16 protein-coding genes are annotated in these 22,581 nt (G+C 71.5%); 9 read left to right on the top strand and 7 right to left on the bottom strand.

Annotation, left to right across the window (positions count from 1 at the left end):
* Positions 1-347 precede the first annotated feature (347 nt).
* Positions 348-845: a winged helix-turn-helix transcriptional regulator gene (locus tag ACWEVS_RS12910; RefSeq protein ID WP_449922931.1), complete on the bottom strand. Its 498-nt coding sequence runs from the start codon at positions 843-845 to the stop codon at positions 348-350.
* Positions 846-920: 75 nt separating this feature from the next.
* Between ACWEVS_RS12910 and ACWEVS_RS12905 the strand changes: the two genes are divergently transcribed.
* Positions 921-1,757 carry an MBL fold metallo-hydrolase gene (locus tag ACWEVS_RS12905; protein ID WP_452551492.1) on the top strand — a complete coding sequence of 279 codons (837 nt, stop codon included), beginning with the start codon at positions 921-923 and terminating at the stop codon, positions 1,755-1,757.
* Positions 1,758-2,040: 283 nt separating this feature from the next.
* Positions 2,041-2,787: a class I SAM-dependent methyltransferase gene (locus tag ACWEVS_RS12900; RefSeq protein WP_449922940.1), complete on the top strand. Its 747-nt coding sequence runs from the start codon at positions 2,041-2,043 to the stop codon at positions 2,785-2,787.
* A gap of 86 nt (positions 2,788-2,873) precedes the next feature.
* On the opposite strand, the gene ACWEVS_RS12895 is transcribed toward ACWEVS_RS12900, so the two are convergent.
* From ACWEVS_RS12895 to ACWEVS_RS12880, 4 genes are all read right to left on the bottom strand, one after another.
* On the bottom strand, positions 2,874-3,548 hold the full coding sequence (locus tag ACWEVS_RS12895) for a response regulator (protein ID WP_452419309.1): 675 nt from the start codon (positions 3,546-3,548) through the stop codon (positions 2,874-2,876).
* Complete coding sequence (locus tag ACWEVS_RS12890; RefSeq protein WP_452551490.1) at positions 3,545-4,588, bottom strand: sensor histidine kinase; 1,044 nt, start codon at positions 4,586-4,588, stop codon at positions 3,545-3,547. Before ACWEVS_RS12890 ends, ACWEVS_RS12895 begins: the two co-directional genes overlap by 4 nt.
* 153 nt (positions 4,589-4,741) lie before the next feature.
* Positions 4,742-4,930, bottom strand: a complete 189-nt coding sequence (locus ACWEVS_RS12885) for a hypothetical protein (RefSeq protein WP_449922948.1) — start codon at positions 4,928-4,930, stop codon at positions 4,742-4,744.
* Between the two features lie 170 nt (positions 4,931-5,100).
* Entirely contained in the window at positions 5,101-7,938 is a 2,838-nt protein-coding gene (locus ACWEVS_RS12880) for a DUF7507 domain-containing protein (RefSeq protein ID WP_452551488.1), read from the bottom strand.
* Between the two features lie 114 nt (positions 7,939-8,052).
* On the opposite strand from ACWEVS_RS12880, the gene ACWEVS_RS12875 reads away from it, so the two are divergent.
* The 6 genes from ACWEVS_RS12875 (at position 8,053) to ACWEVS_RS12850 (ending at position 17,307) form a co-directional block, all read left to right on the top strand.
* Positions 8,053-10,770: a TIR domain-containing protein gene (locus ACWEVS_RS12875; RefSeq protein WP_452551486.1), complete on the top strand. Its 2,718-nt coding sequence runs from the start codon at positions 8,053-8,055 to the stop codon at positions 10,768-10,770.
* Positions 10,771-10,890: 120 nt separating this feature from the next.
* Positions 10,891-12,207: a purine-cytosine permease family protein gene (locus tag ACWEVS_RS12870; protein WP_449922956.1), complete on the top strand. Its 1,317-nt coding sequence runs from the start codon at positions 10,891-10,893 to the stop codon at positions 12,205-12,207.
* Positions 12,204-13,742 (top strand): hydantoinase/oxoprolinase N-terminal domain-containing protein, encoded by a 1,539-nt coding sequence (locus ACWEVS_RS12865; protein WP_452551485.1) that lies wholly within the window; start codon positions 12,204-12,206, stop codon positions 13,740-13,742. The genes ACWEVS_RS12870 and ACWEVS_RS12865 overlap by 4 nt, the downstream gene beginning before the upstream one ends.
* A complete protein-coding gene (locus ACWEVS_RS12860; protein WP_449922961.1) occupies positions 13,735-14,775 on the top strand; it encodes a DUF917 domain-containing protein in 1,041 nt (346 codons plus the stop codon). Before ACWEVS_RS12865 ends, ACWEVS_RS12860 begins: the two co-directional genes overlap by 8 nt.
* A 20-nt stretch (positions 14,776-14,795) precedes the next feature.
* Complete coding sequence (locus tag ACWEVS_RS12855; protein WP_452551483.1) at positions 14,796-15,821, top strand: DUF917 domain-containing protein; 1,026 nt, start codon at positions 14,796-14,798, stop codon at positions 15,819-15,821.
* A gap of 31 nt (positions 15,822-15,852) precedes the next feature.
* On the top strand, positions 15,853-17,307 hold the full coding sequence (locus tag ACWEVS_RS12850; protein WP_449922966.1) for a PucR family transcriptional regulator: 1,455 nt from the start codon (positions 15,853-15,855) through the stop codon (positions 17,305-17,307).
* Positions 17,308-17,319: 12 nt separating this feature from the next.
* Here the strand turns inward: ACWEVS_RS12850 and ACWEVS_RS12845 are convergent, their stop codons facing one another.
* Entirely contained in the window at positions 17,320-17,583 is a 264-nt protein-coding gene (locus ACWEVS_RS12845) for a hypothetical protein (protein ID WP_449922969.1), read from the bottom strand.
* A 157-nt stretch (positions 17,584-17,740) separates the two neighbouring features.
* A complete protein-coding gene (locus ACWEVS_RS12840; RefSeq protein ID WP_452551481.1) occupies positions 17,741-21,217 on the bottom strand; it encodes an AfsR/SARP family transcriptional regulator in 3,477 nt (1,158 codons plus the stop codon).
* 119 nt (positions 21,218-21,336) lie between these two features.
* On the opposite strand from ACWEVS_RS12840, the gene ACWEVS_RS12835 reads away from it, so the two are divergent.
* Complete coding sequence (locus ACWEVS_RS12835) at positions 21,337-22,473, top strand: alkene reductase (protein WP_452551479.1); 1,137 nt, start codon at positions 21,337-21,339, stop codon at positions 22,471-22,473.
* Positions 22,474-22,581: the final 108 nt, after the last annotated feature.

Raw genomic sequence — 22,581 nt, 5'->3', positions numbered from 1 at the left:
CGCACTGCGCGTGACACTGGACGGCGAGCCCGACATCGAGGTGATCGGTGAGGCGGCCGACGGACGGATGAGTACCTCTTCGGGGGCACTCCAGTCGGGGCGTCGGGGTGCCTGCTCAAAGACAGCGACCCGAACTGCTCCTGGAGGCGGTGCGGACGCTGCACCGCGGACACGGGCTGGTGGACCCTCAGGTCACCACCCGGCTGATCCACCGCTTCGCAAGACTGTCATGTCGCCCGCGTCCGCCACTGATGCGCAACAGCGGCTCACTGCTTGCCGTTCCTATGTGAGACATCATCTCGGGCGACGTCCGTTGGCGCCTTGGGACGTGGCCGACGGGCTGGCGGCTACGAGGAGTTGGTGGCAGCGCGGTAGGCCGCGTTCAGGCGCTCGCGAACACTCGGTGATCGCGCTGGGAGTTCGGAGCCAAGGTGCTCGCGGCGAAGCTCGTCCATGAACTCGTCCCAGAGCGCGGGGCCGCCTTGTTCAAGCAACACGGCGCGAGCGTTCAGCGCGCTGCTCGTGGGTCGGTGGCGAAGTCCCCAGCTGCCCAGCTGCGCGAACACGGGTACGAGTTGGATCGCGGGTTCGGTCAGGCTGTAGCGTGCCCGCTGGCCGGCCCGCGTGTCCTCGCGGGTGAGCAGTCCCGACTTGACGAGTCGTTTGAGTCGGTCGGCGAGAATATTCGAGGCGATCCCCTCGATCGAGTTGGCCTGCAGCTCTCGGAAATAGCGGCGATCTCCGAAGACGATGTCGCGGAGGACGATCAGACTCCAGCGATCGCCGAACGCCTCGATGGCGGCGTTGATCGGGCACTCCGACCGCGGCTCATTCGCTTTGCCCATACTGCTTGCAATCTACCACCGCCCGGTACTACCGTCTCGGCAAGCGGTTGCAAATCACAAGCGGAAGGGGCCACCGTGCTGAGGCAGGTCGCGGAGGGCGTGCTGATCCACGAGAGCGAGTTCTGCCAAAGCAACGCCGTTGTCGTGCAAGGCCGCGCCGGCGTGCTGCTCATCGACCCCGGGGTGCAGGGCCACGAAATGGCCTGCCTTGCGAACGACCTTCGCGAACTGGGCCAGCCCGTTGTGGCGGGTTTCTCGACGCATCCGCATTGGGATCACCTGCTCTGGCACGCCGGGCTCGGCGCGGCGCCTCGCTACGGCACGGCCCGCTGCGCGGCCACTGTCCGAGATCGGCTGTCGGACCCGGGCGCGAAGGCCCGCATCGCCGCCCAACTGATACCGCCGGACATCGCCGAGCAGGTACCGCTGGACCTGCTCGGCCTCATCACCGGCTTGCCCGCCGACACCGCGCGGATTCCTTGGGATGGTCCTCAAGTCCGGATCATCGAGCATCAGGCGCATGCCCCGGGCCATGCGGCGTTGTTGATCGAGGAGCGCGGCGTTCTCGTCGCCGGCGACATGCTCTCTGATGTCCTGATTCCGATGCTCGACTTGAACGGCACCGCGGACCCGATCGAGGACCACCTCGCCGCGCTGCGGCTGCTGGAGGGCGTGGCGGGTGATGCCGATGTCCTCATCCCCGGCCACGGGTCAGTCGGCGGAGCTGACCAGGTACACGCACGGATCGAGCGGGATCGGGCGTACGTGCTCGCCTTGCGTGAGGGCCATGATCCCAGTGACCCGCGGGTCGGCCCATCGGCCAAGCCGGGCTGGGAATGGGTGAGCGATGTGCACAACGGGCAAGCCCAGCGTCTCGCCCGACAGAGCGAGCGCGACGGGACGCCCGGCTAGCTCGCGGGAGTGCCGGCCCAGCGATTCCGCGGCTTCGTTGAGGGACAGCGACCGGTCCAGCCACGTGGCCCGCCTCGGCGAGGATGCTGGTGTCGGCGGGCTCGACGTCCAGGCCAAGGCGCTGTGGCGGACGCTCTACGCCACCTCCAGCGCCCGCGACAGCTCCTCACATGCCGATCAATATGGTGAAATGGCGATCAAGCGACCTCCCGCATAGTGACACGCTACCCAGGCCACCGGCACTGTGCGGGGACGATGGGTGACAGCCGGAAAGGCAGTGTCAATGTCCAGCGCGCAGTTGTACGACACCATCGGAGCGACCTACACCGTGACACGGCGCACGGAACCGCGCATCGCCGCGCGGATCTGGGCCGCGCTCGGCGATGCCCGGACCATACTGAACGTCGGGGCGGGCACCGGGTCGTACGAGCCCCCCGACCGCCACGTCCTCGCGGTGGAACCGTCGGCGCTCATGCGTTCGCAGCGTCTCCCGGGCGCGGCGCCGTGCCTGGTCGGATCTGCCGAGAGCCTGCCGTTCGATGACCAGTCCTTCGACGCCGCGATGGCTGTTTCCTCCATTCATCACTGGCAGGACCCGATTGCCGGGCTGCGCGAGCTGCGGCGGGTTGCTCGCCGCGTGGTGGTGTTCACGCACGACACCAGCGACACCGGATGGCTTCATCGGTTCTGGCTTACTCGCGACTACCTGCCTGAGGTCGCGGACCTCCTCGCCGGCCGGCCTTCGGTGTCCGAGCAGGCCGGCGCGATCGGAGCCCGGATGGAACCGGTGCTCATCCCGTGGGACTGCGCTGACGGCTTCTTCGAGGCCTACTGGCGTCGGCCGGAGGCGTACCTGGACGAGAATGTCCGTCGCGGGATATCGGTCTGGGCCAGGGTCGGGCCGGACGCCGAGCAGCGTGCAGTGCGCAGCCTCCGTGACGACCTCGCATCCGGTCGGTGGGCCGAACGCAACCACGACCTCGTCGATCTCGACGCGGCAGAGCTTGGGCTTCGCCTACTGATCGCCTGAACCCGCCACCGGCTCGCACCGGTCAACGGTCCTTGAACCCCGAAGCCCGGGCAATTGCGGTTGGGTCTTCGTCCCGAGGACCGTTGTCAGCCTTCTGCCAACCCATGCCGGTAGGCGTAGCGTGTCGCGTCGCTGCGGCTGCGAGCTCCGATCTTGGCGAAGGTGTTGTTGATGTGCGTTTTGACCGTCGACTCTCCGATGAACAGCGACGCGGCGATCTGCTGGTTCGTCATGCCTTGTGCGATGAGCTTCAGAATCTCGACCTCCCGGGGGGTGAGCCCGTCGGGGTTGCCCCAGCGATCTGGCGGTACGGGGTGGAGCGGGCCTGGCCGTAGCATGGCCGCCACAAGGCGCCGGGAGACGGCGGTGTCGAAGGTGGACTGACCAGACGCGGTGGCGCGGAGAGCCGCTGCGATCTCGGCTCGGCCTGCGTCCTTGGTCAGATAGCCGCGGGCACCTGAACGAAGGGCCGCCGCGATCGAGTCATCGTCGGCGTACGTGGTCAGGACCAAGACCGCGACCTGTGAATGCTGCCGGGTGATGCGCTGTGTGGCTTCCACCCCGTCCATCACCGGCATCCGCAGGTCCATCAGCACAACGTCAGCAGAGGTTTCCTCCAGCAGCCGAAGCGCGCCCTCGCCGTCGCCCGCCGAACCGACGACCTCGACGTCGTCCAGCAGCCCGAGCAGGGCCACCAGGCCTTCCCTGACGATCTGCTGGTCGTCTACAACGATCACGCGGATCATCGTGGTGTCGCTCACGCCGGTACCTCCGCGACCACCTGCCAGCCACCCCACTTCTCCGCAGTGGTGAGTTGACCACCCACGAGGGCGAGCCGTTCGCGCATGCCGGTCAGTCCGTACCCCGCAGGCCGCGCGCTGCGGTCGCCTTCAGCCGGTTCGGGAACGGACTCGTTGCGGACCACGAGGTTCACGGTATCGACGTGGTAGTCGAGCCGAACCGTGATCGCGGCGTGCGGGGCGTGCTTGGCGGCATTGGTGAGCGCCTCCCGCGCGGTGCGCACCAGGCAGACGGTGACGGCCGGCGGCAATGAGCGCGGCGTCCCGCCGACCTCGGCGTGAACGACCGCTGAATGGTTGCCGCGATGAGCTTCCACAAGCTGAGCCAGCGCCTCGGCCAGCGGCGGTATGTCCTCGCGCAGCGCGGCCACCGCGTGTCGTGCCTCGGACAAGCCCTCGACGGCCAGCCGACGGGCCCGCCGTACTTGTTCCAACCCGCCGTCCAGGTCGTGCTTCTCGCTCAGCAGCGCGTCGGCCAGTTCCAGTTGCACACCCAGGGCACCGAGGGAGTGCGCGAGGACATCGTGGAGTTCGCGGGCGATCCTGGTCCGTTCGTCCAACGCGGCGGCTCGCGCGTGCTCGGCCTGGGCGCGCTGAGTCTGTTCCAGCAGCCGGTGGGCGTGCTCGGCCTGGACACGGTACTGCCGCCGGCTGAGTCCGAGCACGACGACGACCAGCATCACCGCGGCGTTGCCGAACGCGTCACTGGCTGATCGCTCCGAGAACACGCACGACAAGGTGGCCGCCATGACCGTGGCACCCGTCATCGTAATGATCACGAGTGGGCTCGGCCGCGTGTGCATGGAGAAGGCCACCAGCCCGACACATGACATGATCATCGCGGTGCCGTCGGCGGTCGAGCCGACAGCCGGCGCCGCGGCCAATGCCGAGGCGCCCAGCACGACGAGGGCGCTCGTCGGCGCTCGTCGCTCCAGGAAAACGAAGGCCGCCCAGCCGGCCAGGCTCAGGCTCAGCAGCGTCCAGGTGATGTCGGTGAGCATGCCCGAACGTGCCGTCAGCGGGGCGGCCACCATCATGATCGTGCCGACCAATCGCTCGACTCGCCATCCTGGTGACAGGTAGACCCGCCAGGACGGCCGTTTCGCCTGGCGCGGCGCGTCGATCATGTGGTGGCTCCCGGGACAGGACGTTCGTCAGTGGCGAAGGTTGGCGATGAGTTCAAAGGCGAGCAGCCGGTAGGCGAGGAACCCCACCAGAACAACCAGCCCCACGACAACCAAGGCGACTATAGACTTTCCGCCCACTTTTCCCCCATTCGTGCCGAGAACCCAGCTCATGACCACCTTGATGAGGTCGAGCCGGTTCGCGTCTCGTCTGTTCATGTGACGGAACCGTACGGATCAGGCAGGTGATCGCCACACCTCCGCGGGATGGAGATCGGGGTGGAGCTCGGGTGGAGAGGCATTCGTGCGCGAACTCGGCGGGCGCCTCCTCCGAGCTGACCGAGGAGCCCGGCCCGGTGCTTCCGGAGGTCTGCCCGCCGGCCCGACCCTCAGTACACCTCGATCCTGTTGGCGTTGATGTCGTCCAGCAGGCGGATGCTTCTGCTGTACCGCTCGGCGGTGTCGGAGCCGACCGGCAGCGCGGCCGTGTCCTGGGCGTAGAGCACCGCGGCGCGCACGGTGCCGGGGCTGGAGCTGATCGCGGTGTCGGCGTTGATGCGCCTGGTCGCCAGGTTGAAGTACGTGCCCAGGAGGTGCTCGGTGAGCACGCTCTTCGGCGAGTTGTCGGCGGTGAAGGCCGCCGTGATCTCGGCGGCGGTCAGGGCTCCGCCCCGGTCGGTGTCGTAGCGCTGGTCGGTGGCCTGGATACGGGCCAGGAACTCGGCTGTCCACTGGCCGGCGTGGTTCTTCCAGAAACCCTTGGAGCGCGGATCGCGGGCGGGCGGCACGGCCGTGACCCCGGTGGTCGCCGAGGCGGTGACCGGGGCGAAGGTGCACGCCCCGCCGGCGTTCTTGTAGCGCACGGACACGTCGCTCGTGTACGTCGTGCCCGCCGGGGCCAGCAGCGTCGGCCGCGCGGTGAAGACGATCGCGCGGTCGCCGGACCTGGCAGGGACGGCGCCCACGTTCCAGACCAGGGTCCGGGTGCCGTCGTCGTTGAGCGTCACCGAGTCGGGTCGGGGGCCCGTTCCCAGGTCGAGCGCCTGGCTGTAGTAGACGCCGGACGGGAGCGTGGCGGTGACGACGGTGTCGGACGCGGCGCCGCCACCGGTGTTCGCGTACGTGACGGTGTAGGTGACGGCCTCGCCGGCGTTGACCGTGGGGGTCGCGGTCTGGTTCACGGTCAGGACCGGGGCCCGGACCGTGGTGGTGGCGCGGTCGGTGTTGTCGTCGGTGTACGGGTCGGGGATGCCGTCGGTGTCCTTGCCGGTGACCGTGGCGGTGTTGGTGACCACGGTGCCGTCGTTCGTGGCGCAGGGCACCCGGTAGGTGAACGGGGGTGTGACGGTGTGGACGGCGCCGTTGGCCAGGTCCGGGAGCGAACGGTGGTGCGCGGTGCCGTCGGGAAGCGTGTCGGTCACCGAGAGGGCGGTGGCGGTGCCGGGGCCGAGGTCGGTCACGGTCACCGTGTAGGTCACGGTGTCGCCGCCGACGGCCTCGGTCCGGTCGGCGGACTTGGTGAGCTTGACGTCGGCCTGCTGGAACCTGGCGCGGATCATCTGCGCGGTGAGTTCCTGCGGCAGGCCGCGGCGCGCGCCGTCGGCGAAGAACCTGGCGTTGAGGCGGGGGTTGTACTGGATGTTGGACCAGTCGTCGAAGCCGTGCAGGTCTTCCAGGTCCTTGTCGGGGCACTCGTCCAGGATGCGGGTGATGTTGGCGGCGGTCTCGCCCTGTCTTGTGCCGTTTCCGTTCCAGTCGATGAATCCGTTGGTGGCGGCCACCGTTCTGGGCTTGCCGCCGACGCCGTACACGATCTGGCGATCGGGGCTCGCGTACACCCCGGAGTTCTCGTCGAGTTCGCTCTCCGGCAACGACACGGTGAGAGCCGTGCCCCTGGCCGAGCTGCTGTAGTCCAGCGGCCGGATGGGGTCGTAGTCCTGGAACTGGTAGGAGTAGTTCATCACGCTGAGGTAGTTGGGTTTGCAGTTGACCTTTTCGTCGCCGCCATGGCCCAGGCCCAGCGTGTGTCCCAGCTCGTGCATGAAGGTGGCCTTCTCGGCGTTCACCCGCCCGCCCAGTTCCTGGAACTCCTTGGGGGTGAACACGCCCATCGTGACGACGAAGTCGTTGCCACCTCGGGGGCTGGTGGGGTCCCACTCGGCTATGCCCGACCCGTTGGTGTTCCCGTCCTCGTCCTCGACGCGGTCGCCGAAGATCATGTAGCGGTACACCATGTTCTTGGCCTTCAGGATGTTCGCGCAGTTCGGGCTGGAGCGGTCGGCGGCGGTGCCGAAGGCGCCCGCGCAGGTGCTGTTCCGCGCGCCGTTCTTGATGAAGCTGAAGTTGTCCGGTTGTCCGTCGTTGTCCGGGACGAAGCGGAGCACGGGCACGTGCGGCAGTTCCTCGTCGATGTCCAGCATGTGGAGCCCGACGCCCAGGTACTTGCCGCCCGGGTACGGATCGACCGGTGCGCGGTCGAACGCGCCGACCACGTCCAGGAGGCCCAGGTAGTCGGGCCGGAATCCGGTCATGTAGTCGACCTCGACGAACAGGTCCTTCCGGTACGGCAGAGCGTTGTAGGGCGGGTCGCCCAGCGGCAGGTCCACGGTGCCGTCGATGTTGGCGTCGAGACCCAGACCGGGTGTCTCCCAGGCGTTCTGTATGCCGTCGCCGTCGCTGTCGCCGCCCGCGTTCCTCGCCAGGTCGAGGCAGTGCGGGGTGGTGATGGTGAAGTACCCGCGGGCCGAGTCGACGCCGCCGGCCTCGCTCTGCCCCGTCAGAGACAGGATGCCCGCCCCCTGCTGGGCGGTCAGGCCGCCACCGGTGAAGACGCAGGTGTTCAGATCGAACGTGATGTCCAGGTCATCTCCGGGCTGGCCCCAGTCGATGGGGTCGTCAGGGGTCGCGTCGTCCTGGTCCCACAGTTCCAGGTGGATGTCGATGGGGTTGTGGGTGCTGTCGACCTTCTCGCTGTGGACCCAGTTGGTCCTGAAGTCGGGACCGTGGGCGCAGCAGAAGTCGGCCTTGCCGTCGAAGTTCTTGCCGTCGATCCGGAACTTCGGGTAGTAGTCGTTCGGGCACGACTCGCCTGCCCCCTCGCCGCACTCCACCTCGACCACCCGGTACAGGTGGACGGTGACCGTCACATCCTCGGCCTGGGCCGCGGCGGGCGCGAGATACGCCAGCACCACGAGCAACGCGACCAGCGATCGAGCCAACCATCTCATGGCGCGGTCCTCTCCGAACTGTCCGGATTCCGATGATCGCCCGAACGGACCCTTGCGGCATGAGTAGGCCCATACTCAATCCCGAAGCACTCCCGAAGCCCCAGAATCGGGTGTGTGGATCTCCTCGGTAAGCGCGAGAAGCCATCTCCGGGTCACTACGACGGGTTCATCTCCTACAGCCGAGCCGCCGACGGCCGCCTCGGCCCCGCCCTGCGCGACGCCCTCCACCAGTTCGCCCGCCCCTGGTACCGCCTGCGCGCCCTGCGCGTCTTCTGCGACGCCCGCAGCCTGTCCGCCTCGCCGGGCCTGTGGACGACGATCGACGCCGCGCTGGACGCGTCGCGCTGCTTCATCCTGCTGGCCTCGCCCGACTCGGCGCGCTCCGTCTGGGTCCGGCGGGAGGTCGAGCACTGGCGGTCGCTCGCGGCGCAACGGCCCATGCTCATCGTGCTCACCGACGGCGAGCTCGTCTGGGACCACGAGGCGGGGCACTTCGACGACACCCTGACCACGGCCCTGCCCGAGTCGCTGCTCCGGGGCTTTTCCGAGGTGCCGCTCTGGGTGGACCTGCGCTCGATCCGCACCCAGACCGACCTGTCCCTCGGCAACCCCGCCTTCCTCGACGCCGTCGCGACGCTCGCCTCCGCCCTGCACCACCGCCCCAAGGACGAGCTCGTCGGCGAGGACGTCCGCCAGCACCGTCGGGCCCGGCGGTTCCGGCGGTTCTCCTGGACGGGGCTGTCCCTCCTGACCGCCGCGGCGGTGGTCAGCGCGGTGGCCGCGGTCGACTCGGCCAACCTCGCGCGGGCGCAGCGGGACAGGGCGGAGGCGCAACACCGGAGCGCGGTGTCAAGCCTGCTGGTCACGCGCCGGGAACAGGTCCGTGACCCGGTGGTGGCCGGGCTCCTGGCCGCCGCGGCCTGGCGTTTCAAGGCGACCGCCGAGGCGCGCCACGGCATGCTCGCCTCCCTGGCGACCCCCGCCAGGGCTGTCCTGAACGGCCTCGGCGACATCAAAGCGCTCGGCCCCGACGGCAAGGTCCTGGCCGGCGACGACCGGACCATGCGCCTGTGGGACCCGGTGACCCGCCGCTGGATCGGGAGCCCGTTCACCGCGGATTTCCGGTTGGCGATGTTCGGCCACGACGGCCGGACCCTGGTCACCCTCGGAGAGGACGGAACCGTCCGGCTGTGGGACACCACGACCTGGCGGCAGATCGGGACCACTTTCACCGGCCCGGGCGACGTGATCGCGGCCCTGGCTCTGAGCCCGGACCGCGTGACCCTGGTCACCGTCGGGTCCGACGAGAAGATCCGGCGGTGGGACACGGCGACCTGGCGGCAGATCGGGGCTCCGCTCACCGGTCACACCGACGACGTCGAGTCTCTGCGGATCAGCCCGGACGGCACGACCCTCGCCAGCGCGGGTCGCGACGGGGCCTGGCTCTGGAACCTCGCCACCGGGAAGGGGAAGCCGCTCGGCGGCCGCACCGGCACCGTCCGGTCGGTCGCGTTCAACCCGGATGGCGGGATCCTGGCCACCGGAGAGGACGACGGAGAGGTCCGGTTGTGGAACTCCGTCACGGGCGACGCGATCAACAGCCCGCTGCGAGGTCATGACGGGCCCGTCAGCGCCATCGCGTTCAGCCCGGACGGCAAGACCCTGGCCACCGGAAGCTGGGACCAGACCATCCGGCTGTGGGACCCGGCGACCGGCCGTCAGGTCGGGGACACGCTCACCGGCCACACCTACAGCGTCTCGGCCGTGGCCTTCAGCCCGGACGGCGCACTCCTGGTCACCGGCAGCACGGACCGGACCGTCAGACTGTGGGATCCGGCGGCGCGGCGGCCGATCGGAGACCCGCTCAAGGGCCACACCGAGGAGGCCATGCCACTGCTGTTCAGCCCGGACGGCAAGACGCTGATCAGCAGCGGTATGGAGGAGACCGTCCGGCTGTGGGACCCCGGGACCGGACGGCAGCTCGGCAAGCCGATCGGGACGCCGAACGCCTACGGCAACAACGCCTGGCCCATGTCGCTGAGCGCGGACGGCGAGACCTTGGCCATCGCCGATCCCGACGGAGAGATCCAGCAGTGGGGCATGGCGGACCGGCAGCCGATCGGAGAGCCGATCCAGGCCGGTCAGAGCATCTATTCGGTGGCGTTCAGCCCGGACGGCGAGACACTGGCCGTCGGCGGCGGCAACGGGACGGTCTCACTGTGGGATCCAGCCACCCGGCGCCCGATCGGGGTGCCGATCCGGGCCGGGACCGCCCCCGTTGAGGCGGTCGTCTACAGCAGGGACGGCAAGAGCCTGGCCACCGCCTGCGACGGAACCATCCGGCTGTGGGACATGGCGACCCGGCGGCAGATCGGGAACCCCATGGAGGGCCTTCCGTCGATGGCGTTCAGTCCGGACGGAAAGCTCCTGGCCGCCCTCAGCGACGACGGGACCACCCGGCTGTGGGACACCAGGACCCAGCAGCCGTCGGGAGATCCGGTCAAGGGCCATGGCGCGGTGGCGTTCAGCCCTGACGGCCAGACCCTGGCCACCGAAGGCGAGGACAGGGGCGTCCAACTGTGGCACGTGCCAACCAGGAGGCCGATCGGCAACCCGCTCAAGGGCCACACCGAGGACGTCGTGGCGCTGGCGTTCAGTCCCGACGGCCAGACCCTGGCCAGCTCCGACAACGCCGGAACCATCCTGCTGTGGAAGCCGGGCATCCCGTCGGAGCCGATGACAACGGTCTGCGCGATGGCCGGCCGTTCGCTCACCAAGGAGGAGTGGACCCGCTACCTCCCAGGCGGAGAGCCCTTCCAGAAGATCTGCTGAAGCCGCCGGGGCGGTGGTGCAGACTGCCGCACATACGCGGACGCATGGTGCGCTCCGCATCTGTTCAGATGCGCGTGCCGTCCTTAGCGTTCTCCCAACCTGGTCTCTTGGGAGGACACCGTGGCCTCTGCCGTCGACGACTACTCACTCAGCCGAGTACCTACGACCGCCCGCTACCCCTGGTGGTCGGTAGCCGTTCAGCGCTTCGGGCAGGTGTCCGCGCTGACCCAGTTCATGCTGGGCGCCGCCCTCGGCTTCGGCCTCAGCTTCTGGGACGCGTTCTGGGCCCTGACGTTCGGCGCGCTCATCCTGGAGTTCGGGATGATCCTTGTCGGGATCATCGGCATGCGCGAGGGGCTGTCCACCTCCATGCTCGCCAGATGGACCGGCTTCGGCCGCGGCGGCTCCGCGGTCATCGGCCTGGCCATCGGGATCAGCCTGGTCGGCTGGTTCGGCATCCAGTCCGGGGTCTCCGCCCGCGGCCTGCACGCCTTGATCGGCGGCCCGCCGGAGTGGGTGTGGGCCATCGGCTTCGGTCTGGCGGTCACCGCCATCGTGATCGCCGGGTTCCGCTCGATGGCCTGGACCGCCTACGTCACCGTCCCGCTGTTCCTCGCCCTGGTGGCCTGGTCGATCATCTCGGAACTGGGCGGGCATTCCCTGGGCGCGCTCGTCTCCTCCCCTCCGCCGGGACCGCCCATGACCGTGCTGCAGGGCACGGCGCTGGTGGCGGGCAGTCTCATGGTCGGCGCCGTGATCACCTCCGACATGACGCGGTTCAACCGCACCGCGGGCGACGTCATCAAGCAGACCGTCATCGGGGTCACCCTCGGCGAGTACGTCATCGGGCTGGCCGGAGTGCTGCTGGCGCATGCTGTCGGCAGCTCCGACGTCATCTCGATCGTCGTCTCCTCCGTCGGTCTCGTGGGAACCCTGGTGATCGTCGCCGGTACGTTGAAGATCAACGACTGGAACCTCTACTCGGCCGGCCTCGGACTGCTCACCTTCATCGGCGTGGTCAGCGGACGCCGCCCCAGCCGCGTCGTGATCACCCTGTTCGTCGGCGTGGCGGGAACGCTGCTGGGGGCGGCCGGCATCCTCGACCGGTTCACCGACTTCCTGATCCTGCTGGGCGTGGTCTTCCCGCCGATCGCGGGAATCATGATCGCCGAGTACTTCGTCGTCCGCCGCTGGCGTGACCGGCTCGCCGAGGGCCTCGCCAACGACGCCGCCCCGGCCAGCGCCCCCATGTGGGTGCCCGCGACACTGGTCGTCTGGATCGTCTCCACACTCGTCGGCGTGTTCGTCACAGCCGGTCTGGGCAGCGTCAACTCGCTGGTGGCCGCCTTCGCGCTCTACGTGGCGTGCGGACGGCTCGGCCTGATCACCGAGGTCGGCACCAGCCGGACCGAGAGCGCGGAAAGGGTGAGCGCATGAGGATCGGCATCGACGTCGGCGGCACGAACACCGACGCCGTCCTGATGGACGGCAACCGGGTCGTCGCCGCGGTCAAGCGCAGCACCAGCAAAGGCGTCACCGACGGCATCGTCTCCGCCGTCGAAGGCCTGCGGCTTCAGGAGCCGGTGCAGGCGGTGATGATCGGCACCACGCACTTCATCAACGCGCTGGTGGAAGCCGACCGGCTCGCACCCACGGCCGCCGTACGGCTCGGGCTGCCCGCCACCACGGCGCTGCCGCCCTTCATCGACTGGCCCGACCCGCTGATCAAGGCCGTCTCCGGACGCGGCTACCTGTGCCACGGAGGTCACGAGTTCGACGGGCGGACCATCTCCGAACTCGATGAGGACGAGCTGCGCCGTACCGCGCAGGACATCAGCGCCCGCGGCATCCGCTCAGTGGCGATCTCCTCCATCTTCTCCCCGGTGAACATCGAGTTCGAGGAGCGGGCCGCGCAGATCCTGACCGAGGAACTGCCCGGCGTGCCCATCTCGCTCTCCCACGAGATCGGCAGGATCGGGCTGCTGGAACGGGAGAACGCCACCATCGTCAACGCGGCGCTGCGCGAACTGGCCGACGACATCGTGGACGGGCTGCGCCAGGCCATGGCCGGACTCGGGATCGCGGCCCCTCTCTACCTCAGCCAGAACGACGGCACGTTGATGCCCATCGACCACGCCCGCCGCTATCCGGTGGCGACGTTCGCCTCGGGCCCGACGAACTCGATGCGCGGAGCGGCCTACCTGTCCGGTCTGACCGACTGCGCCGTCGTCGACATCGGCGGCACGACCAGCGACGTGGGCGTGCTCCACGGCGGCTTCCCCCGGGAGGCGACCACCGACGTCACCGTCGCCGGCATCAGGACGAACTTCCGCATGCCCGACGTGCTGTCGATCGGCATCGGCGGCGGCAGCCGCGTGCACCCGGGCCCCCGCATCGGCCCGGACTCCGTCGGATACCTGCTCGCCGAGCACGCACTGGTCTTCGGCGGCTCGACCCTGACCGCGACCGACGTCGCCGTCGCCGCGGGCCGCGCCGACATCGGCGATCCCTCGCTGGTCTCGCACCTGGACAAGGACCTAGTCGACGCGGTCCTGCGGCGCATCGCCGACGACGTGGCCGAATCCGTCGAACGCATGCGGACCAGCCCCGAACCGCTGCCGGTCGTGGCCGTGGGCGGCGGCTCCATCCTCCTGCCCGACGAACTGGCAGGGTGCGGCCAGGTCCGCAGGCCCGGCCACTACGCGGTGGCCAACGCGATCGGCGCCGCCATCGCCCAGGTCAGCGGCGAGGTGGACCGCATCTATACGGTCGCGCCGGGACGCAGGGAGAAGATCCTCGACGAGGCCCGGCAGGAGGCGGTGGACCGGGCGATCGCCGGCGGCGCCAGACCCCGCAGCGTCGACATCGTCGAGCTCGACGAGATCCCGCTGCCCTACCTGCCGGGCGACGCCATCAGGATCAAGGTCAAGGCGGTCGGAGAGCTGTCGGTCGAGGAGGCCACGCATGCGTGAGATCAGGCTGGAACACCTGGCCGACATCGCCACAGGCGCAGCCGTCCTGGGCACCGGCGGCGGCGGGGACCCCTACATCGGGCACCTGATGGCCCGCGCCGCGCTCCGCGAGTACGGGCCCGTCACCCTCACCCCGCTGCAGGAGGTGCCCGACGACGCGATGGTGCTGCCGGTAGCCGGCATGGGCGCGCCCACCGTCATGGTGGAGAAGCTGCCGTCGAGCACGGAGATGTCCGACGCCGTCGAAGCCCTGTGCGGCTACCTGGGCCGCCGTCCCACCCATATCGCCTGCGCCGAGGTGGGCGGGGTCAACTCGCTGATCCCGGTCGCCGCGGCGGCCAGACTCGGCCTGCCGCTGATCGACGCTGACGGCATGGGCCGGGCCTTCCCCGAACTGCAGATGTTCATCCCCGCCCTGTACGGCGTGCGCGCCTCTCCCATGGCGATGGCTGACGACAAGGGCAACCGGTCGGTCCTCGACACCGTCGGCAACCACTGGACGGAACGGCTGGCCAGAGCAACCACCGTGGAGATGGGCGGCTCGGCCACCACCGTCCTGTACGCCATGGACGGAGCCCAAGCCCGACGGTCCATGGTGCCCGCCACCCTCTCGCTCAGCGCCGAGCTCGGCGCGCTGGTGGCCGCCGAGCGCGGTGATGCCGCGAAGGCGGTCGCCGAACGGCTGGGCGGCCGCGTCCTGTTCACCGGCAAGGTCGTCGACGTCGAACGACGCACCCAGGGCGGCTTCGCCCGCGGCACGGCCAGGCTCCAGGGAGCGGGCGAACTGCGGCTGTCGTTCCAGAACGAGCACCTGCTGGCGGAGCTCGACGGCGTCCCCGTGGCCACCACGCCCAACCTGATCTGCGTCCTCGACCAGCAGACCGGCGACCCGGTGACGACCGAGGCGCTGAGGTACGGCCATCGCGTCACCGTCCTGGCCGCCCCGTGCGACCCGCGCTGGCTGACCCCCGAGGGCCTGGCGCTGGCCGGGCCCAGATACTTCGGCTACGACCTCGACCCCGTGCCGCTCTAGGCCCGTGCCACTCTAGAGACGTGCTGGAAGAACGGGACGTCGCCGCGCTCGAACGCGGCTGCCTCCTGCTCGGCTCCGGCGGCGGCGGTCGCACGGCCACCGCCGCCCGGCTGCTGCGGACCAAACTACGCGCGGCCCCCGTACCGCTGCTGCCCCCGGCCGACCTGCCGGGCGACTCGGTGATCGTCCCGGTAGGGCTGGCCGGAGCCACCGAGATGCTGGAGGAGAAACCGCCGTCGGGCGCCGAGATGGCGGCCGCCGTCGCGGCCGTCGCCCGCTGGAGCGGCAGCAAGGTCGACGCGATCATGTCCATCGAATCGGCAGGCATCAACGGGCTGATGGTCTTCTGCTGCGAGCGGCCCGTGGTCGACGCCGACCTCATGGGGCGCGCCTTCCCCAGACTGGGGCAGTCGTCCACCTCTCGCAAGGGCGTGCAGGCCGGCCCTTATGCGCTGGTGGACGCCTCCGGCCGTACCACGGTCATGGACCGATTCGATCCCGAAGCGGGCGAGCGGCTCATGCATGGCGCCCTGCAGGCCGGCGGCGGATGGGCCGCGTTCGCCCACCGGCCGATCCGCGTGGCCGACCTGCCCGATCAGGCCATCGTCGGCAGCCTCTCCCGGGCTCTGGCCCTCGGCCGTGCCATGCTGGCCCTGCCGGAGCGGGCGCCCCGAGCCCCGGCCCTGGGCGGGCACCTGCACGGAGCCGGGCGCGTCGTCGAGGTGGTCAGGTCGGCAGCCGGCGGCGGCAGGGTGACGATCCTCGACGACGACGGCGCGGTGTTGCGCGTGGAGATGGAGAACGAATACCAGGTCGTCTTCGCCGACGGCGTGCCCGTCGCCACGACGCCGGATGTGATCTGCCTGCTCGAAGCGAGGACGGGCCGTCCCCTGGCCTGCGACGAGATACGGCAGGGCCCACGCGTCGAGGTGCTCCAGCTGCCCGGCCCTGCCTTCTGGCGGCGCCCCGACCGGCTACCGCAGGTCGGGCCGGCCGCCTTCGGCATCGACGTGCCGCCGCGCCTCCTGCGAGGCCGGCGGCCATGAACCCGGCTGTGAACCCCGCTATGAACCCGCCATGAACCCGGCCATGAACATCGCCGGCCTCCTGGACCGAGCCGAGCTGACCGTTCTCGGCGGGCCGGCCACGCCAGGACGGCAGGTGACCGGCATCCGCATGACGGTGGCCGCGGCCGGCACCGGCGACCTGGTCGTCCTGCTCGATCCCGACCGGACCAGCTGGCGGCTGGACGCCGAGCTCAGCAAGGCCGTCGAGGCGGGCGCCGCGGCACTGATGGTGCCGGGGACCGATCCGCTGCCGAGCAGCACCGTCCTGCTCGCCGAGCGGCTGGCCACGCCGGTGCTCGGCTGCCCGGGCGACCCGCTGGAGACCGCCGTACGGCTGGCCGTACAGATCGCCTCCTCCGACGTGGATGTGGCCAGGCGGGTGCTCGCCGCGCACCAGGCGCTCGACATCGGCACTCCCACCCTGGAGGAGATGCGCCGGCTGGCCGGCACCGTGGTGCGGGCGGAGATCACAGTGCTGGCCAGGGACGGCGCCCTGCTGCTCGGCCCGCCCATCGGCGAGCAGGTCCGCGTGTCGCTGCCGGTACGGCAGCGGCTGGCGGACGGCGGCGTCGCCGTACCGGTGCTCGCGCCCGACGCGCGCAGCGCGGAGTTGTGGCTCGTCGTGGCAGGGACGGCCGGCGCCGAGGAGGTGCTCGCCGTGGCCGCGGCCGCCGCCCAGCGGTCGCTGGCCCTGCGCAGGCTGGAGCTGGAACGCGACGCCAGACGCAGCTCCGCCCTGCTCGGCGAGCTGCTGCAGGCCGGCGACGACCCCGGGCCCTCCCTGCGGCGGCGGGCGGCGGAAGCTGGCTGGCGGCTGGACGGCTGGCACACCGGCATCCGTATCGACGTGAGCCGTCCCGTCGACGTGGTGACCCTGACCGGCGACATCGTCGCCACCCTGTCGGCGGAGTCCGTCGAAGCCGTCGTCGTCGCCGAGGACGGCGGCTGGGTCGCATGGGTGAGCACCGACGTCGAGCCGGACGCCGACGCGGTGAACCGGCTGGCCCTCCTGGTACGCCAGGCCCAGCGCCGCATGGCCGACCTGGACCCGCTCGTCGGCATGGCCCGCCCGCACCACGGCCCCGGCGGCATCGCGCGCAGCCTGTCGGAGGCGCGTGACGCCGCCCGGCTGGCCGCCGCCCGCGCCGAGACAGGCAAGTTCGTCCACGTCGACCGGCTCGGACTGGCCCAGCTGCTGCTGGCCTGGACCAGGACCGACACCTTCGTCCCCGCGGCCAGATCCCTGCTCGCCGCGCTGGCCGCCGAACCCGGCGACCTCACCAGAACGCTGACCGTGTACCTGGACACCGAGTCGTCCCTCATCGACACGGCGGCCGTGCTCGGCGTTCACCGCAACACCGTCACCCGCAGGATCGACAAGATCGAGCGGCTGCTCGGCGTCGACCTCGCCGATGCCGACACCCGCCTGGCCCTCCATCTGGCCTGCCGTGTCGCCGCCTCGTGACGTCGCCGGTCCTTACCCGGCGGGCTCCCCGCGCCCGCCCTGACCGGCGAGGACCGTCAGGGACTCCTTCACGTAGTAGAGCAGAGGGCGCGCGCCCATCGAGGTGCCACTGCTCCAGCGAGCCGAAGTAGACGCCGAACCAGTAGGCCCTGGCGGTGACACGGGCCCTGGCCGGGCTCTCCCCCTGGCTCGCAGCACCTCGGCCAGGCGCTCGGCCGCGTTGTCGAGCGAGCCGTAGACGGCGGCCCGCACGGCCGGCAGCCTACTCGCTGGCATTCTTCGACCGCCACCTGAAAGGCGCTCCCGCCCCACTCCTGGACGCGCCGCCCGGACAGCACTACCCCGGCGTGCGCTTCGAAAGCCGCGCGTGAACCTACGACCGCGCGGCCGCGCACAGCCTTACAAGGGAAGAACTCATGGCCCTCTCCCTCGATCATCCTGGGTGCGCGCCGGAGGGCGTGGCCGGGGACGGCACCGCCCCGGCCACGCGGACGGCCTCTCCCGGCGCCAGCGTCGCGCCCCGCTGGAACGCCGCGGCGAACGCCGCCTCGCCCAGGATGGCGGTCGCCGCCGCGGTGATCCGGTCGACATCACCGCGCTCGGCCTCGGGCAACGGGGCGCCGACGCTCCGGCGCGCCGCGTCCGCCGCGCCGAGCAGCAGCGCCGCGCGCCCGGCCGCGACACCGTCCGCGGCATCGTCAGCGGGGATGCCCGTCGGCAGCGCCGCGGCTCCCGCCAGCCCCTCGAAGGACAGGGCGAGGGCCCGCGGCTCGCCGAGGGAGGCGGCGATCTCCAGGCCACGCAGGTGGCAGGCGGTCGCCTCGGCCGCGTCGCCACGGAGTTCGGCGGTGAAGCCGAGCTCGGCGAGCACCAGATGCTCCCCGATCTGCGAGGACGGGTACTCGTCGCGCAGGCGGACGAGGTAGGACCGCGCCGCGTCCAGGTCGCCCGAGCGGCGCGCCCCGAGCGCGAGCCCCATGAGAGCGTGGACCTCGCCGTAGAGGTGTCCCTGCTCGACGGCCAGTTGCCGGGCCCGCTCGTGCAGGTCGTGGGCCCGGTCCCACTCGTGGGAGAGCAACGCCAGCCGGCCCAGCCCGGAGTGCCGGGCGGAGACCTCGCCCGCCAGGTCCAGCTCCTGCGCGATGCGCAGCCCGTCGTACTGCAGGCGCGCGGCCTCGGCGTAGTCACCCCTGATCTCGGCCAGCGTGGACAGCGGAGTGACCGCCTGCAGCTCGCCCCAGCGGTCGCCGAGCTCGCGGAAGGTCGCGGCGCTGCGCAGGCCGTCGGCCTCGACGCCGTCGAGGTCGCCGCCCACCAGCGCGTGCATGGCGCGCAGCCCGAGCACGGCGGCGCCGCCCCACCGGTCACCGGTGACGGCGAACAGGTCGAGCGCCCGTGCGTTGACCTTCTCGCCGGCCGCGGGGTCACCGGCGTGGAACAGGGCGTAGGCGTACAGCCAGACCGCGCGGCCGCGCCGTACCGGGTCCTCGATCGCCGCCTCGTCAGGTGCCGGTGCCGCGGGCCGCCCGCCGGTCAGCAGTGTGAAAGCGTGCTGCGCCAGGTGGAGCTCGGCGGCGTCGGGCGCGACGGCGAGAACGGGCGCCAGGGTGCGGTGCCCCTCGCCCAGCCGTCCGCGCAGCAGCCACCACCACGACAGCGCGGTGGCGAGACGGACGGCCCGGCTGCTTCCCTCGCCCGCCGCGGCCTGCCGTACCGCCTCTTCCAGCGCCGCGCGCAGGTTGGCGGCCTCGGCGTCGAGGCGGCCGAGCCATGCCCGCTGCCCGGCGTCGCGCAGCCGCGGCTCGGCCCGTTCGGCCAGGTCGAGGTAGTGCCGCAGGTGCCGGTCGCGCACCTCGGCGGTCTCGTCCGTCTCGGCCAGGCGGTCGCGCGCGTAGGCGGCCACCGACTCCAGGAGCCGGTAGCGAGGGCCCGCGGGACCGTCGGCCCTCACGACGAGTGACCGGTCGACGAGCCGGAGCACCAGCTCGACAACGTCTTCGGGGGCCACGCCGGCCCCTGCGCAGACCGCCTCGGCGGCGTCCAGGTCGCAGCCGTCGCTGTGCACGGCCAGGCGGCTGAGCACCGTGCGTTCCGGCGCGCTCAGCAGCTCCCAGCTCCAGTCGATCACCGCCCGCAGGGTCTGCTGCCGCGCCGGCAGGCCGTGCTGCCCGGAGGCGAGCAACCGGAAGCGGTGCTCCAGGCGTGCCGCCAGCTCCCGCACGCCGAGGCCGCGGACCCGGGTGGCGGCCAGTTCGAGGGCGAGCGGGATGCCGTCGAGCCGGCGGCAGATCTCCGACACGGGCTCGCGGGTGTCCTCACCCAGCGAGAAGCCGGGGTCGGCGGCGGTGGCCCGTTCCGCGAACAGCCGTACGGCGTCGGCGGGCGGGAGCGGTTCGACGACGAACACGGCCTCGCCGGGCAGGCCGAGCGGTTCCCGGCTGGTGGCAAGGACGCGCAGGCCGGGCGCGGCGCCGAGCAGCGCGTGCGCGAGGGCGGCCACCGGCTCGACGATGTGCTCGCAGTTGTCCAGGACGAGCAGGATCCGCCGGTCACGCAGGGCGGCGGCCAGCCGGTAGACGACGCGGTCGGCGGCCTGGACGGCGGCCGGCTGGATGACGGCTGGTTGGACGGCGGCGGCCTGGTCAGGGGCGGCCTGGTCAGGGGCGGGCGCGGCGGGCTGGTCGGCGGGCGCGGCGTCCGCGCCCGGCCCGGAGCCCGGCGGTGTGTCGTCCCTCACGCCGAGCACGTCGGCGACCAGCTGAGCGACGTCGGCCACGCCGCCGTGCTGCGCGGCGAGCTCGACCAGCCACACCCCATCGGGCGTGGCCGATCCGAGCCTGGTCCCGGCCGCCACCGCGAGCCGGGTCTTGCCGACTCCTCCTGGCCCGGTGAGGGTGACCAGGCGGGCGCCGCCGAGCAGCTCGCCGACCTCGTCCAGGGATCGCTCGCGACCGATCAGGGCGGTGAGCGGGGTGGGCAGGTTCGAGCCCGGGCGGGCCTCCCCCGCCACGGCAGGACTCACGGCGTCCGTGGGCTGCCGGTCCGGTGCCGGAGCGGGCGAAGCCTCGACACTCGGTGCCGACGCGCGCACATCGTCCCCGCCCCCAGCCGGGGACAGCAAGGCGGACCGGGCCCGGGCCGGGGACAGCCAGGAATCCCGGGCCTGCTCCGGGATCAGCGAGGCATCCTGACGCAGGATCGCACGGTGGAGCGCGGCCAGCTCGGGGCCCGGGTCGAGGCCGAGCTCGTCGGCCAGGCGGTCGCGCAGGTCGGCGTACGAGGCCAGTGCCTCGCTCTGGCGACCGGCCAGGTACAGAGCGCGCAGCTGGACGGCGCGCAGCCGTTCCCGCAACGGATGGCGGGCCACCAGGTCGGCGAGCTCGCCGGTCAGCAGGATGTGCTCGCCGGACTCCAGGCGGGCCTCGGCCTGCTCCTCCAGGACGGCCAGCCGCTGCTCGGCCAGGCGTTGCGCCGCCGTACGCGCGAACTCCTCGTCGGCGACGTCGGCGTAGGCCGGCCCGCGCCACAGCCGGAGCGCCTCGGTGAGCAGCGCGGCCCGCGCGCGGGCGTCGCCGGCCGAGCGGGCCGCGGCCACCAGGGAGCCGAACCGGTCGGCGTCGACCTCGTCGGTGCCGGGGTCGAGACGCAGCCGGTAGCCGGCCGCCTGGTGCTCGACGCGGTCGCGGCCGATGGCGCGGCGCAGCTGGGAGACCTTGGCCTGGAGGGCGTTGGCGGGGTTGCCCGGCAGGTCGTCGCCCCACAGGTCGTCGATGAGCCGGTCGGCCGAGACCGGCCGCCCCTCGTGGACGAGCAGATCGGCGAGCAGCGCCCTGACCTTCGCCTCGGGCACCCTCACCGGGTTGCCCGCGCCGTCCCACACCGTCAGGGGACCCAGAACACCGAACCGCATGGCTTGCACCGTACACATCGCTGATGGGCGGGGCGTCAGCGGACCGTCAGCGGCTCCGAAGCGCGGGCGAGCACAGTGATCCCTGTCAAGGACATCAGTACCGGATGGAAGGCACGATCATGGTTGACGCAGAGCAGACCCACCGCCTGTTGGAACCCGCCCGCCTCGGCGCGCTGAGCCTGCCCAACCGGCTGGTGATGGCGCCGATGACACGCACCAGAGCCGGAGCCGACGGCGTGCCGGGGCCGCTGATGGCCACCTACTACGCGCAACGCGCCTCCGCCGGGTTGATCATCGCCGAGGCCGCCACGCCGAACGCGGTGGGCAGGACCTATCCCAACATTCCGGCGATCTACGACGACGCGCACGTGGCCGGATGGCGGAACGTCACCGGCACCGTACGGGCCGCCGGTGGCCGGATGTTCCTGCAGCTGCAGCACGGCGGCCGGATCGGCCACCCCGACACCACCGGGCTGACGCCGGTCGCGCCGTCGCCGGTCCCGATGCCCGGCACGATCTTCACGCCCGGCGGGCACCAGGCCACCGTGGTGCCGCGGGAGATGACCGCGGACGAGATCCGCGCCACCGTCGCCGACTTCGCCGCCGCCGCCCGCAAGGCCGTCGAGGCGGGGTTCGAGGGGGTGGAGGTGCACGGCGCCAACGGCTACCTGATCCACCAGTTCCTGTCCGCGGCGACCAACCACCGCACCGACGGCTACGGCGGCTCGGTGGCCGGCCGCATCCGGTTCGCGGTCGAGGTGGTGCGGGCCGTCGCCGAGGCGATCGGCCCCGAGCGGGTCGGCCTGCGCGTCTCCCCCGGCGTCACCGCCAACGGCATGCACGAGGACGACGCCGACATCGAGGCCGTCTACCCCGCGCTGATCGGCGCGCTGGCCGACGCCGGACTGGCCTACCTGCACGTCGTCTTCGCCGACCCCGGCCGGCCGCTCTTCCACCAGCTCCGCCAGGCCTGGCCGGGCGCGCTCATCGCCAACCCGATGCTGCCGTGGCCCGGCCCGCTCCCGGCCGACGGCGGCCGGCGGGAAGCCGAGCGGCTGCTGGCCGCCGGAGCCGACCTCGTCTCGCTCGGCCGGGCCTTCCTGGCGAACCCCGACCTGGTCGAACGGCTGCGCGCCGGGGCGCCGCTCAACCCGCTGCGCGACAACCTCATGTACGTCGGAGGGGAGACCGGATACACCGACTACCCGGCACTGGCCGACACCCGCCCAGTCCTGCCGGAGCCGGCCGCCGCCTGATCATCCGCCCGGTCGGGAGCAACCCGGGTCCCGACCGGGCGGGATCGGTCCGGGGGTCCAACCGGCCTTCGGGTCCGGCATGGATCTGGCCCTGGGGAAGCGGTCCGC

The organism is Nonomuraea sp. NPDC003754, assembly GCF_053605785.1.
This window is presented reverse-complemented; position numbering and strand designations above follow the sequence as displayed.